Source organism: Bradyrhizobium sp. USDA 4452 (assembly GCF_054063575.1).
Genome location: NZ_JBSSGK010000001.1, coordinates 4,620,264 through 4,633,061 on the forward strand (window position 1 = coordinate 4,620,264; position 12,798 = coordinate 4,633,061).

At 64.8% G+C, this 12,798-nt stretch carries 11 protein-coding genes; 3 read left to right on the forward strand and 8 right to left on the reverse strand.

Annotated features, from left to right (window positions below; all coding sequences use genetic code 11):
* Nucleotides 1-69: 69 nt before the first annotated feature.
* The 5 genes from gyrB to rpsT form a co-directional block, all read right to left on the reverse strand.
* A complete protein-coding gene (gene gyrB / locus ACVISU_RS22165; protein WP_063695629.1) occupies nucleotides 70-2,505 on the reverse strand; it encodes a DNA topoisomerase (ATP-hydrolyzing) subunit B in 2,436 nt (811 codons plus the stop codon).
* 378 nt (nucleotides 2,506-2,883) lie between these two features.
* A complete protein-coding gene (gene recF / locus ACVISU_RS22170; protein WP_050406231.1) occupies nucleotides 2,884-4,020 on the reverse strand; it encodes a DNA replication/repair protein RecF in 1,137 nt (378 codons plus the stop codon).
* A gap of 76 nt (nucleotides 4,021-4,096) precedes the next feature.
* Entirely contained in the window at nucleotides 4,097-5,215 is a 1,119-nt protein-coding gene (gene dnaN, locus ACVISU_RS22175; RefSeq protein WP_456708311.1) for a DNA polymerase III subunit beta, read from the reverse strand.
* 280 nt (nucleotides 5,216-5,495) lie between these two features.
* Entirely contained in the window at nucleotides 5,496-6,926 is a 1,431-nt protein-coding gene (gene dnaA / locus ACVISU_RS22180; protein WP_050405453.1) for a chromosomal replication initiator protein DnaA, read from the reverse strand.
* A gap of 1,250 nt (nucleotides 6,927-8,176) precedes the next feature.
* Nucleotides 8,177-8,443 carry a 30S ribosomal protein S20 gene (rpsT, locus tag ACVISU_RS22185; protein WP_021077661.1) on the reverse strand — a complete coding sequence of 89 codons (267 nt, stop codon included), beginning with the start codon at nucleotides 8,441-8,443 and terminating at the stop codon, nucleotides 8,177-8,179.
* 374 nt (nucleotides 8,444-8,817) lie between these two features.
* On the opposite strand from rpsT, the gene ACVISU_RS22190 reads away from it, so the two are divergent.
* From ACVISU_RS22190 to ACVISU_RS22200, 3 genes are all read left to right on the forward strand, one after another.
* Nucleotides 8,818-9,135: a hypothetical protein gene (locus ACVISU_RS22190; RefSeq protein ID WP_050405452.1), complete on the forward strand. Its 318-nt coding sequence runs from the start codon at nucleotides 8,818-8,820 to the stop codon at nucleotides 9,133-9,135.
* Between the two features lie 142 nt (nucleotides 9,136-9,277).
* Entirely contained in the window at nucleotides 9,278-9,934 is a 657-nt protein-coding gene (msrA, locus tag ACVISU_RS22195; RefSeq protein WP_050405451.1) for a peptide-methionine (S)-S-oxide reductase MsrA, read from the forward strand.
* 128 nt (nucleotides 9,935-10,062) lie between these two features.
* Complete coding sequence (locus ACVISU_RS22200; protein ID WP_456708312.1) at nucleotides 10,063-10,812, forward strand: polysaccharide biosynthesis/export family protein; 750 nt, start codon at nucleotides 10,063-10,065, stop codon at nucleotides 10,810-10,812.
* A 98-nt stretch (nucleotides 10,813-10,910) separates the two neighbouring features.
* Here ACVISU_RS22200 and ACVISU_RS22205 read toward each other — a convergent pair whose 3' ends face one another.
* From ACVISU_RS22205 to ACVISU_RS22215, 3 genes are read right to left on the reverse strand one after another with little or no spacing between them, the layout of a single operon-like run.
* Nucleotides 10,911-11,582 carry a dienelactone hydrolase family protein gene (locus ACVISU_RS22205; protein ID WP_456708313.1) on the reverse strand — a complete coding sequence of 224 codons (672 nt, stop codon included), beginning with the start codon at nucleotides 11,580-11,582 and terminating at the stop codon, nucleotides 10,911-10,913.
* Nucleotides 11,583-11,632: 50 nt separating this feature from the next.
* Nucleotides 11,633-11,968: a hypothetical protein gene (locus ACVISU_RS22210; protein ID WP_050405448.1), complete on the reverse strand. Its 336-nt coding sequence runs from the start codon at nucleotides 11,966-11,968 to the stop codon at nucleotides 11,633-11,635.
* The gene (locus tag ACVISU_RS22215; protein ID WP_456708314.1) at nucleotides 11,965-12,753 is read right to left on the reverse strand and encodes an alpha/beta fold hydrolase; all 789 of its coding nucleotides are present in this window, start codon (nucleotides 12,751-12,753) and stop codon (nucleotides 11,965-11,967) included. The genes ACVISU_RS22210 and ACVISU_RS22215 overlap by 4 nt, the downstream gene beginning before the upstream one ends.
* Nucleotides 12,754-12,798 lie beyond the last annotated feature (45 nt).

The following is a 12,798-nucleotide window of genomic DNA, read 5'->3' on the forward strand; positions in this document are numbered from 1 at the left end:
CGCGGTCACGGAGACGTCAAGTTCGCCAAGCCATCGCGCCGGCAGCCGCAAGCCGGCCGGCCGCGATCCTCAGATGTCGATGGTGGCGCTCAGCGAATTTTCCTGAATGAAGTCGCGGCGCGGTTCGACCACGTCGCCCATCAGCTTGGTGAAGATGTCGTCGGCCTCGTCGACCTCCTTGACCTTTACCTGGAGCAGCGAGCGCGCCTCGGTGTCCAGCGTGGTCTCCCACAGCTGCTCCGGATTCATCTCGCCGAGACCTTTGTAGCGCTGCAGCGAGATGCCCTTGCGGGCGGCGTCGGTCACCGCCTCGAACAGGTCGACTGGACCATGGATGATCTGCTCGGCGTCCTTGCGTCGGAGCTTGCCCGCCCGCACGTAGATCTCCTGCAGCCTGGTCGCATATTCGTCGAGCTTGCGTGCATCGGCCGAGCCGAGAAACGCGTCGTCGATCACGGCCACTTCCTTGACACCGCGCACGGTGCGCTCGAAGTGGAAGCCCTGGCCCTCCGTGAAGGTGCCGACCCAGCCGCGCTCGACCTCTTCGGCCACGGCGTCCAGCCGTTTGGCGATGTACTCGGCCGCCGAGTTGGCGGTGGCGACCTCGCCGGTGATCCTCGGGCTCAGCACGCCCGCGATCGCGGCCTGCTCGATCACCGCGCGATTGTAGCGGCTGTGCAAATTGCGCAGCACAGAGCGGATCACCCGCGCGTCTTCGACCAGCGACAGCAGGTCACGGCCCGATCGGTCTTCGCCTGAGGCCGGCTTGAAGACGCATTCGTCGAGCCCGGTCGAGATCAGATAGTCCTCCAGCGCGCGCTCGTCCTTCAGATATTGCTCGGACTTGCCGCGCGAGACCTTATAGAGCGGCGGCTGGGCGATATAGAGATAGCCGCCATCGATGATCGAGCGCATCTGGCGATAGAAGAAGGTCAGCAGCAGCGTGCGGATATGGGCGCCGTCGACGTCGGCGTCGGTCATCACGATGATCTTGTGATAGCGCAGCTTGTCGACCGAGAAATCGTCGCTGATGCCGGTGCCGAGCGCGGTGATCAGCGTGCCGATCTGCTCCGACGACAGCATCTTGTCGGGGCGCACGCGCTCGACATTGAGGATCTTGCCGCGCAGCGGCAGCACCGCCTGGAATTCGCGGTTGCGGCCCTGCTTGGCGCTGCCGCCTGCCGAGTCGCCCTCGACGATGAACAGTTCGGACTTGGCCGGATCCTTCTCCTGGCAGTCGGCGAGCTTGCCGGGCAGCGAGGAGACGCTGAGCGGGTTCTTGCGGGTCAGCTCGCGTGCCTTGCGCGCGGCCTCGCGGGCTGCGGCGGCCTGGATCACCTTGCCGACGATTTCCTTGGCTTCCTTCGGATTCTCCTCGAACCACGCGGCGAGCGCCTCGTTGAGGACGTTCTCGACCACCGGTCGAACCTCCGAGGACACCAGCTTGTCCTTGGTCTGCGACGAGAATTTCGGATCGGGCACCTTCACCGACAGGACCGCGGTGAGGCCTTCGCGGCAATCGTCGCCGGTCAGCGCGATCTTTTCCTTCTTCGCATTGGCCTCGGCGTAGCCGTTGACCTGGCGCGTCAGCGCGCCGCGGAAGCCGGCCAGATGGGTGCCGCCGTCGCGCTGCGGGATGTTGTTGGTGAAGCAAAGCACGTTCTCGTGGTAGCTGTCGTTCCACCACAGCGCGGCCTCGACGCCGATGCCATTGGCTTCCGAGCGCACCATGATCGGCGCCGGCACGATCGCCTTCTTGTTGCGGTCGAGATATTTGACGAATTCCTCGACACCGCCGGAATAGTGCATCTCCTCGCGCTTCTCGACCGCGTGACGCATGTCTGAGAGCACGATATGGACGCCGGAGTTGAGGAAGGCGAGCTCGCGCAGCCGGTGCTCGAGCGTCGCAAAATCATATTCGACGTTCTTGAAGGTTTCGGTCGAGGCGAGGAAGGTGACCTCGGTGCCGCGTTTGCCCGGGGCATCGCCGACCACCTTGAGCGGCGCCACGGCATCGCCGTGCGCGAATTCGATGTAGTGTTCCTTGTCGTCGCGCCAGATGCGCAGCTCGAGCTTGCTCGAGAGCGCATTGACGACGGAGACGCCGACGCCGTGCAGACCGCCGGAGACCTTGTAGGAATTCTGGTCGAATTTTCCGCCGGCGTGCAGCTGGGTCATGATGACCTCGGCCGCCGAGACGCCTTCGCCCTTGTGGATGTCGACCGGAATGCCGCGGCCGTCGTCGTAGACGGTGACGGAATTGTCGGCGTTGAGGGTGACCAGGACGCGGCTCGCATGGCCCGCCAGCGCCTCGTCGATCGCGTTGTCGACGACCTCGTAGACCATGTGATGCAGGCCGGACCCGTCATCGGTGTCGCCGATATACATGCCGGGCCGCTTGCGGACAGCGTCGAGGCCCTTCAGCACCCGGATCGATTCCGCACCATATTCAGCAGGAATGGGATGCTCAGATTCGGCAGGGGTCTGCCGGGCAGGTTCAGTCATGTGAGGCCTTCGAGGATGTCCCGAATCAGCTGCACAAAATGAGGCGCTGATTCCGCTATTTGTGCCATGAAAGACGAGTTGCGCCTAGCGCAAAGTCTCCGTCTACAAACTATTGAATAAATAGGATTTTTTAGGCCTTTTTCAAGGTCTTCAAAGGCCGATTCGGGAGGCTCTGAAAAGCCCGTTTCGAGGGCGGATTCGGGGCCCTCATCGGGGTCGATTCTGTGTCGCCGGAAACATCATGGGACCAGGCTGAATTGGAGCGGATTGGGAGGCTCGCTTCTCCCGACCGGCCGTCGCCGGCTACTGTGCATGGGGTTGTTTTCGATATTTTGCCGATGCGCTCCGCAACGGCGCCATCGCTTCAGATTGCCCCAATTAGCCGCGCCGCGTGGCGCGGCCGGATTCGACGTCGAAAATCTCACCCGTCGGGCCGATATCGACGAAGGCGGCAGGATCGGCGCCGGTCATCCAGACCTGCGCGCCGAGCCTGGCGAGCTCCTCGAACAGCGCCTTGCGCCGGTTGGGATCGAGATGGGCGACGACCTCGTCGAGCAGCAGCAGCGGCACGATGCCGGTCATCTCCGCGACCATCGTGGCATGCGCCAGCACCAGCCCGATCAACAGCGCCTTCTGCTCGCCGGTCGAGGCATCGCGCGCCGGCATGTTCTTCGGCGCGTAGACCACTTGCAGATCGGTCAGATGCGGGCCGTCGAGCGTGCGCCCGGCGGCGGCGTCGCGGGGACGGCTGGCGCGCAGGATCTCGCGGTAGCGGTCCTCCACCGCCGTTGCGGGCTCCTGCAGCAGCGCATTCTCCATCCAGCCGTCGAGCATGATCTCGGCGGACGGGAAGGCCGACGCCGCGCCGCGCTCATGCAGCATCACGGCGAGCTTGGCGGCGGTCTGGCCGCGCGATGCGGCGACCGCGACCGCAAGCTCCGCGGTCTCGCGCTCGATCGCATCACACCAATGGTCGTCGTAGTTGCGCACCTCGAGCAGCCGGTTGCGCGAGCGCAGCGAGCGCTCCAGCGCCGAGACCCGGCTGGAATGCTCGGAATCGATCGCCAGCACCAGGCGGTCGAAGAAGCGCCGCCGCTCCGACGCCGCACCCATGAACAGGCCGTCCATCGCCGGCGTCAGCCACACGATGCGCAGATGGTCGCCGAACGCGGTTGCGGACCCCACCGGTTCTCGGTCGATGCGGCAGCGCCGGCTGTTGCTCGCCTCGCCGGTCGGGGGATCGATGCCGGTGCCGAGCGTGGCGAGGCCGAGCGCGCCCTCGACTTCCGCCGAGACCGCCCAGGAGCCGTCGCCCTGATTGTCGGCGATGTCCTCCAGGGTCGCGCGGCGCAGCCCGCGGCCCGGTGACAGGAACGAGACCGCCTCCATGCAATTGGTCTTGCCGGCGCCGTTCGGCCCGACCAGCACCACCATGTCGCCCGCGACCTGCAGCGTCGCCGCCCGGTAATTGCGGAAATGCGTCAGCGACAGGCGATGAATGCGGGACGGGGTCATCTCAGCTCGTCATTGCCGGGCAGTCGTGCCCAGCCACGACGCAATCTAGTGCTGATGTGCGCCAAGAGAAGTAGCGTCACACCCGCATCGGCATCAGCACGTAGAGCGCGCCCTTGCTGTCGCGGTCCTGCACCAGGGTCGGCGAGCCGGGATCGGCGAGCTTCAGCACCGCGACCTCGCCCTCGATCTGGGCGGCGATGTCGAGCAGATAGCGCGAGTTGAAGCCGATATCGAGCGCGTCGGAGGCGTACTCGACCTCGAGCTCTTCGGTGGCGCTGCCGGAATCCGGGTTGGTGACCGAGAGCACCAGCTTGCCCGGGGACAAAGCCAGCTTCACGGCGCGGCCACGTTCGCTGGAAATGGTCGAAACGCGGTCGACGGCGGCCTCGAAATCCTTCTTGTCGACCACCAGTTCCTTGTCGTTGTTCTGCGGAATGACGCGGCCATAGTCCGGAAAGGTGCCGTCGATCAGTTTCGAGGTCAGCACCACATTACCGAGCGTGAAGCGGATCTTGCCGTCCGACAGTTCGATCGAGATCTCGGCGTCGTCGCCCTCGATCAGCCGCTGTACCTCGCCGACCGTCTTGCGCGGCACGATCACGCCGGGCATGCCGGTCGCGCCCTTGGGCAGTGCGAGGTCGATCTGGGCCAGACGATGACCGTCGGTCGCAACCCCGCGCAGGGTCGCGGCCTTGGCGCTGCCGGCAGCGTGCAGATAGATGCCGTTGAGGTAATAGCGGGTCTCTTCGGTCGAGATCGCAAACTGGGTGCGGTCGATCAGCCGCTTGATGTCGGAGGCCGGCAGCGAGAACGAATGCGTCATGTCGCCGGCGGCAAGGCCGGGGAAATCGCTCTCGGGCAGCGTCTGCAGCGTGAAGCGCGAGCGGCCGGCGCGCACCGCGAGCACCGAGCGGTCGCCGTCGGCCTCCAGCACGATCTGCGAGCCGTCGGGCAGCTTGCGGACGATGTCGTAGAACATGTGCGCGGGCACCGTGGTCGAGCCGGCGGTTCCGGTCTCCGCCGGCAGCGTCTCCGTCACCTCGAGATCGAGGTCGGTCGCCTTCAGCGACAATTTGGCGCCCTCGGCGCGGATCAGCACGTTGCCGAGGATCGGGATGGTGTTGCGGCGCTCGACCACGCGGTGAACGTGACCCAGCGATTTCAGGAGTTGCGCGCGCTCGACGGTGACCTTCATTGCAATACCCGCCAGATCCCTCAGATGGAAAAGCCGGGCGGCCGTTCAGGGCAGCACCGCGGCATTGGAAACCCGATAAGCCGGATCAATACCGGATTTGATCAAACCCACGGGGGGACCGCAAGGTGGCGCGGATGGGCGGCCGGTGCAAGGGATACGGGCGCGAAACGGGCCCCGTTCCCCACGTTTTGGGCCGGAAAAAGTTTAGCCCTCCCCTCTCGATAAAGGGAAGGGCTATGGGCCGATCCGGCCGGATGAGGCAGGCCGTATTCCTGCAGTCTCATTCCTGCAATTGCCGCTTCAGCGATTCGACTTCCTCGGACAGCGTCGTGTCCTTGGCGACCAGTGCCTCAATCTTGCGCACCGCGTGCAACACCGTGGTGTGGTCGCGGCCGCCGAAGCGCCGGCCGATCTCCGGCAGCGAGCGCAGGGTCAGCGTCTTGGCCAGGTACATCGCAACCTGGCGCGGACGTACCACGTTGGCGGTGCGGCGGGACGACAGGAGGTCGGAGCGGCTGACATTGTACTGCCGGGCGACGACGCGCTGGATGTCCTCGATCTTGATCCGCTTCGGCTCCTGCGGGCGGATCAGGTCGCGCACCTCGCGCTCGGCCATCTCCAGCGTCACCGGCTGGTTGTTGAGCTTGGAGTGCGCCAGCAGGCGGTTGATCGCGCCTTCGAGGTCGCGGCCGTTGTGGGTGATGGTGCGCGCCAGATAGTCGAGCACTTCCTCCGGCACGTCGAAGCTTGCGTGGTGGGCGCGGGCCGCGGCGACGCGCGACTTCAGGATGCCGAGCCGCAGTTCCTCGCCGAGCGAGCCCATCTCGACCACGAGGCCACCGGCCAGCCGCGAGCGCACGCGGTCGTCGAGGCTTTCGAGGTCGGACGGCGGACGGTCGGCCGCGATCACGACCTGACGGCCGGCATCGATCAGCGCGTTCAGCGTGTGGCAGAACTCGGCCTGCGTCGACTTGCCCTGCAGGAACTGCAGGTCGTCGATCACCAGCACGTCGATGCCGCGCAGCGCCTCCTTGAACGCCAGCGCCGTCTGCGTCTTCAGCGCCGCGACGAAGCCGTACATGAACTTCTCGGCGGTGAGATACAGCACCTTGCGCTCGCCGCCGGAATTGCCGGCCCAGGTCACGGCCTGCAGCAGATGCGTCTTGCCGAGGCCGACGCCGGCATGGATGTAGAGCGGGTTGAACATCACGGGGTCGCCGCGGCGACCTTCCGCGACCTGGCGCGCAGCCGCATGGGCCAGCGTGTTGGAACGGCCGACGACGAAGCTTGCAAAGGTCAGGCGCGGATCGAGCGGCGAGCCGCCGAGCGCGTCATGGCTCGCGGACACCGGCGCGGTCGCGAACGAGCGCAGTTCAGGCGCGGGACGGCCGTCATGGCGCTCGACACGGCGCACTTCGGCCGGCGCGGCAGCTTCCTTCACCGGAGCCGTCGCGCGGATGGCCGAGCGCACGGTGAGATCGATGCGATGCACTTCGGGCATCTCGGCCTGCCAGCAGGAGAGCACGCGTTCGGCGTAATGCGCCTGGATCCAGCTCTTGAGGAACCGGGTCGGAACCGACAGATGCACGCTCTCATTGTGCACGCTCTCCAGATCCATCCGTGCAAACCAGCTCGTGTAAACGTCCTCGCCGACGCTCGTCCGCAAACGTCCCTTCACCCGCGACCAGCGATCCTGTTCCGTGTTCGTCATTGCCTTCGTACTTCCAAGTCTGAGAGATAATTGTTGCGAAAGCGCCGCGCAGGTTTCCTGCCACGACGCGACCTCTAGCGGGCGCGATCTGCTCCGGACAAAGCTCTCCCGTGTGGCGGCCATGCGCCACGCGACAGGTCAGCTGTTTGGAGAAGATGCGTCCCGCGAGGTCAGCGCGTACTCGACGGCGCCTGCGGGTAAGGGCCGACGTCCGAGGAGTTGATTACGGCACCACTGGAGAGCTGCACTTCAGCTGTCGTTGGTTCGACTGCAGTGATGATCCCGTAAGGCATAACTCCTCCCCCTCCCGCCGCGACGTATCGCGGCAAGTTGTCAGCTTGCTGGTGTCTTCAAATGCGAACTGCCGCTACCGAACACCGAGATGCCCGGCGCTTCGCCGCCGCGTGTCGTCGTCAACCCGTTCGCTCGCGCCGCGTTCCCGCTGCCGGATTCCGACTGACGTCCTGGTCTCTCTTGTTCGATCCCCCAAATTACCGGGGCATCGCCGGAGATATTTAGACACAGGTCGACCGTCCCCATATCGCTATGAGCCGTCAATCCAGCTTCGCTTGGAAAGCGTCGCTAACGCACACACCGCCGCCGATTTGTGCGTCCGCCCTTGGTTCTCAAACCGCGCTGATCTGCAGAGCCGTGGGCGTCGCGAACAACAAATAGATACACCAAGCGTATTTTCTGACAATCCGTGGATTCGACGGGGATCGAGACTCTTCGCGACTGTTGCGGTGTTGCCGACACAGAGCTGCGAAAGCAAGGTTTTGAATCAGCGCACAGATTCACGCGTGTCACAAACGACGGTGCAATACCAAAAATTTTTCATAGAAAATTTACATTCGGTCTCGCGCCGGTCATTTTTCCAATCGCTGTTCGGCGCTATGTGCATAAGTAATTCGCGAGACGTCATTTTTCGCGATTACTTTTGCAGGGTAACCCCGCTTCGCAATTTTCAACGCGAGATGTTCGCGTATTATTCCATCTACCTAGCTTAGCGCAGAACAATCTGTGCGCGAGTGCGGCGCGTTAAGCATATTGAGCCGGTAGAACTACGGACGCGGACGAAACATGACACGCAGTTCGTTGCACGGCAACGCCTGCTCTTCTCGCGTTGTGAAACTTCCACACAAAATGCGAGACCAAAACAAAAAGCCCGGCGCAAGCCGGGCTTCGTGACAAATCTGTTCCTCAGTCAACTCACGCGCGCGAGCGTTACTCGCTGAGCTCGCTTGGTCGCCTCACTTGGCGAGCTTGGCGATGCTCTGCGTAAGGCGTGACACTTTCCGGCTCGCGAGGTTCTTGTGAATGATGTTGCGCTGCGCTGCCTTCATCAGTTCGGGCTCGGCCTTGCGCATCGCCTTGAGTGCCGCCTCGCGGTCGCCGCTCTTGATCGCTTCCTCGACCGTGCGCACCGCGCCACGCATCTGCGTGCGACGCGACTTGTTGACGATGGTGCGGCGGGCAATCTTGCGGGTCGCCTTCTTGGCGGAGGTGGTGTTGGCCATGGTTCTCTAACTGTCCTTCGGCGGTGATCGCTCGGTGGTCGGGCTTGCGCGCACCGGCCGGTTCAAATCTCTACTCTGATGCTATTTGTCCAAGGTGGATTTCTTGGGTGTCCTTGAGGCGGCCATGCCAAGGCGCATAATGCTGCCCCCGCATGCGGCACTGTCCAAAGAACAGCGGCGGCAGGATTGCGCCCGCCGCCATCGGCCGGTCTTATAGATGGCGCAGGCTTAACCGTCAACGCTTTCGGGACCGAAAAACGGCCCGAAATCGGGCCTCACGAGGGCCGGATAAGCCGCTGAAGAGGTTGAATTTCCGGGGGCCGCCCGGTAAGGCCTGACGACGCGTGGGGCGCGACAGGGAGTTATGGTGACGCATGATCCGCGGCTTTTTCCGCCTGATCGGCCTTCTGCTGCTGGCCGGCAGTTTCATCTTCATGGTCTATGACGGGGCCCGCTACGTCGCCGACCAGAGCCTGCGGTTCACCCAATTCGGCCAGTTCTGGAACGATATCCACCAGTCGAGCCAGCAGGCGTTCCATGCTTGGGTGGATCGCTTCGCGCCCTGGCTCTGGAACAGCGTGATCCGCGTGCTGCTGGAGCAGCCGGTGTTCGCGGTGCTCGGCATTGCCGGCATCCTGCTGATGATCCTGTTCCGGCCGCGCAAGCCGCTGATCGGCTACGCACGCGACTGAACAGGCAGCGGCCCGCTTGAGCTTGTCTTCGCTGCAGCCGTTCAGTAACGGGGCTGCCATCATCCGCGTAAGGACATATATAGGTGACGGCCGGCCCGCAGGCCGCAGCCCGCGTCGTCCGATGTCCCGCCTGGAGGTATCCATGTTGTTCATGCGCAAGACCACCGCGTTGCCGAGCGCCGCCGAGGCGCTGCCAGGCCGCGCGACGCCGATCCCGACCGCGACAACCCATTTCGTGAATGGCAGCAAATTGACGCCGCCCTATCCGCAAGGCCTCGAGCAGGCGGTGTTCGGGCTCGGCTGCTTCTGGGGCGCGGAACGGAAGTTCTGGGAACTCGGCGACGGGATCTACACCACGGCGGTCGGCTATGCCGGCGGCCACACGCCGAACCCGACCTATGAAGAGGTCTGCTCGGGACGCACCGGCCACACCGAGGTCGTGCTGGTCGTGTTCGATCCGAAGAAGGTCTCTTACGAGAAGCTGCTGAAGACGTTCTGGGAGAACCACAACCCGACGCAGGGCATGCGCCAGGGCAACGACATCGGCACGCAGTATCGTTCCGCGATCTACACGTTCAGCGACGCGCAGCGCAAAGCCGCCGATGCGTCGCAGGCGATGTATCAGAAAGCGCTGGCCGCCAAGGGCCTCGGCGCGATCACGACCGAAGTGGCTCCGGCCGGCGAATTCTACTTCGCCGAGGACTACCATCAGCAATACCTCGCCAAGAATCCGGCGGGCTATTGCGGGCTCGGCGGCACCGGCGTGTCCTGCCCGATCGGCGTCGGCGTCACCGCCTGATCGCCCTGGTCATGCGCTAAATCGAGGGGGAGGCGGGCTTTCCGGCTCCCCGCTCGGTGCTCGAAAACCCTTTATTAACCATAAGTGGTGCAAGACTGGGCCTGTCTCGCCGTTGAGGGATAGGTCCGGTGCCGGTTGCACACGCGTTACGATTGCCGATCACTGCCGTTGTGGCTGCGCTCGCGCTGTCTGGCTGCATGAGCACGTCGGGTCCGGTCGCCGTCGGCCCGCAAGGCGTCGACGCCGTGACCTATGGCCCGGCCTACGCACCCGCCCCGGTTGCCGATGCAGGCGGCGGTGGTGCGATCAGCGCATTGCGCTCCGCCTTTGCCAGCACGTCTCCTGGTTATGGTTATCCCGCGCCGGGCCCCGCCCCGGTGGTTTATGCCGCCGCCCCCGGTGGGCCCGCCGGTTACGACAACTCTTATTATCTCGGCCCGGGCGACAAGCTCCGCGTCGTGGTCTACGGCCAGGAAGGCCTGACCAACTCCTATGCGATCGACGCCGCCGGCGCGATCACCATGCCGCTGATCGGCTCGGTGCCGGCACGCGGCCGCACGCCGGCCGGGCTCGCCGGTGAAATCTCGGCGCGGCTGCGCAACGGCTTCATCCGCGAGCCTTCGGTCGCGGTCGAGATCGAATCCTACCGGCCGTTCTTCATCCTCGGCGAGGTCCAGGCTCCCGGCCAATATCCCTACGTGCCGAACATGACCGTCGAAAGCGCGGTCGCGATCGCCGGCGGCTTCTCGCCGCGCGCCCGCCGCGACAGCGTGACGCTGACCCACACGGACGCATCCGGCGCCGGCCGCGCCGTGGTGCCGCTGGGCACCCCGATGAGCCCGGGCGATACGGTGTTCGTCGGCGAGCGCTGGTTCTGACCACCGCTCGTCATGCGCGGGCTTGACCCGCGCATCCATCTACGAAGGGTCCGCACGAAGATGATGGATTGCCGGGTCATCAAGCCCGGCAATGACGGTCAGCGCAAATGCTTCGCAAAAAACTCCATGCTGCGCGGCCAGGCGATGTCGGCGCTCGCCCTGTCGTAGCTGGCGCGCTCGTCGCAATGGAAGCCGTGCTGCGCGCCGGGATAGATGAAGACCTCGACCTCGGGTCGCTTCGACTTGATGGTCTCGACATCGCTCAAGGGAATGCCAGCATCCTTCTCGCCGAAATGCAGCTGCGTCGGCACCGCCGGCTTGTCGTCGGCGAAGCGGATGATGGCGCCGCCGTAATAGCCGATCGCGGCCGAGAGCCCGGTCAGCTTGGTTGCAGCCGCATAGGCGATGCTGCCGCCGAGGCAGAAGCCGATGATGCCGACCGGCCCGATCGACTTGACCGCGTCGATCGCCGCCTGGCTGTCGCGCAGCATCGCGGCGAAGTCCGGATTGGCGACGAACTTCCGGGCCTCGGCCACTTCATCGGGGGAATAGCCGCTCTGGAAGTTCGGCGTGATGCGGTCGAAGATCGACGGCGCAACCGCGACATAGCCTTCCTCCGCCAGCCGGTCGCAGACCGAGCGGATGTGATGGTTGACGCCGAAGATCTCCTGGATCACGACGATCGCGCCCTTCGGCGCACTGGTGGGATCGGCGCGATAGGCACCGAATTCAAATCCGTCCGACGCTTTCAGTTTGATGTCTTGTCCCATGGTCCATCCTTGTCATGTTGGGGGTTGCATGAAGCTTTCGATGATGAGGGTTAGCGCCACATCCAGTTCTCGCCCCAGTCGGCCTTCCAGCCGGTCAGCCGGTGTTTGCGAAATTGCAGGAAGAGACGGTCATGGTGCGGGAACAGCCCGCTGCCGCCGAGGTCGCGGAAGGTCAGGAAGATCTCGTTGCCGGGCCGGCCGCTGACATAGGCGAGCGGCGTGCCGAGTGCGCGCTGCGCGTCGTCGACGCCCATGCCGAACACCAGCGGCGTGTTATTCGACAGCGTCGCGGTGAAGGTAGACGGGGCCGTTACGAACGGCTGCTTCTGCGCGCTCGCTTCCGTTGCGGCGGCGGTCAGCAACAAGGCGGCGACAATCGTCTTCATGAGGCGGCCTTTCCCGGTGCGCCGGCCTCAAGGCTATCGAGGAACGGCAGCACGGCGGCGATGAAGGCCTGCGGCTGGTCGATGTTGACGGCATGGCCGGCGTTCGGAATCACCGCCTTCTGTGCGCCAGGGATCTTCGCCGCCATGTAGTCGGACGCCGCCAGGAACGGCGTGTCGTCGGCGCCGACCACAACCAGCGACGGCACCTTGATCCCCGGCAACGACTCGATCACCCGCGCATCGCGTTGCGTCAGCATGCCGCGCGCGGCGAGCGCGAGGCCGCGGGCGTTGCGATGCGTGACCGACGCGCGCTCGGCACTCGCCGACTTCAGCACGTCGAGCCCTTCGCGATCGAACCGGTCGCCGGTGTCGCGGGCGCGCTTGTTCCAGACCTCGCGGGCGTCGTCTTTCTTGAATCCCGGGCCGGTGTCGATGATCAAGAGCGCGCGCACCCGCTCCGGATGGGCGCGGTGGAAGGCAAGCGACATGTAGCCGCCGAGCGAAAGGCCACCAACGATCGCCTTGTCGGCGCCGGCGGCGTCGAGCAGGGCGGCGATGTCGCCCACGGTCAGGGCTTCACTATAAGCATCCGGATTGTCGGGATAGTCGGACTGGCCGTGTCCGCGCATGTCCCACAGAATCAGCCTGTGCCGCTTCGACAGCGCCTCGATCTGGCCCCGCCACATCGCAGAGGTCGACGAGTAGCCGTGGGTGAGGATCAGGGGTGGGCCGCTGCCGTGAATCTCGTAATAGATATCGACGCCGCTGCGGTTGAGCTTGGCCATTGACGGGCTCCTTCTGTTGTCGATGTCAGGTCCGGCAGCGCACCC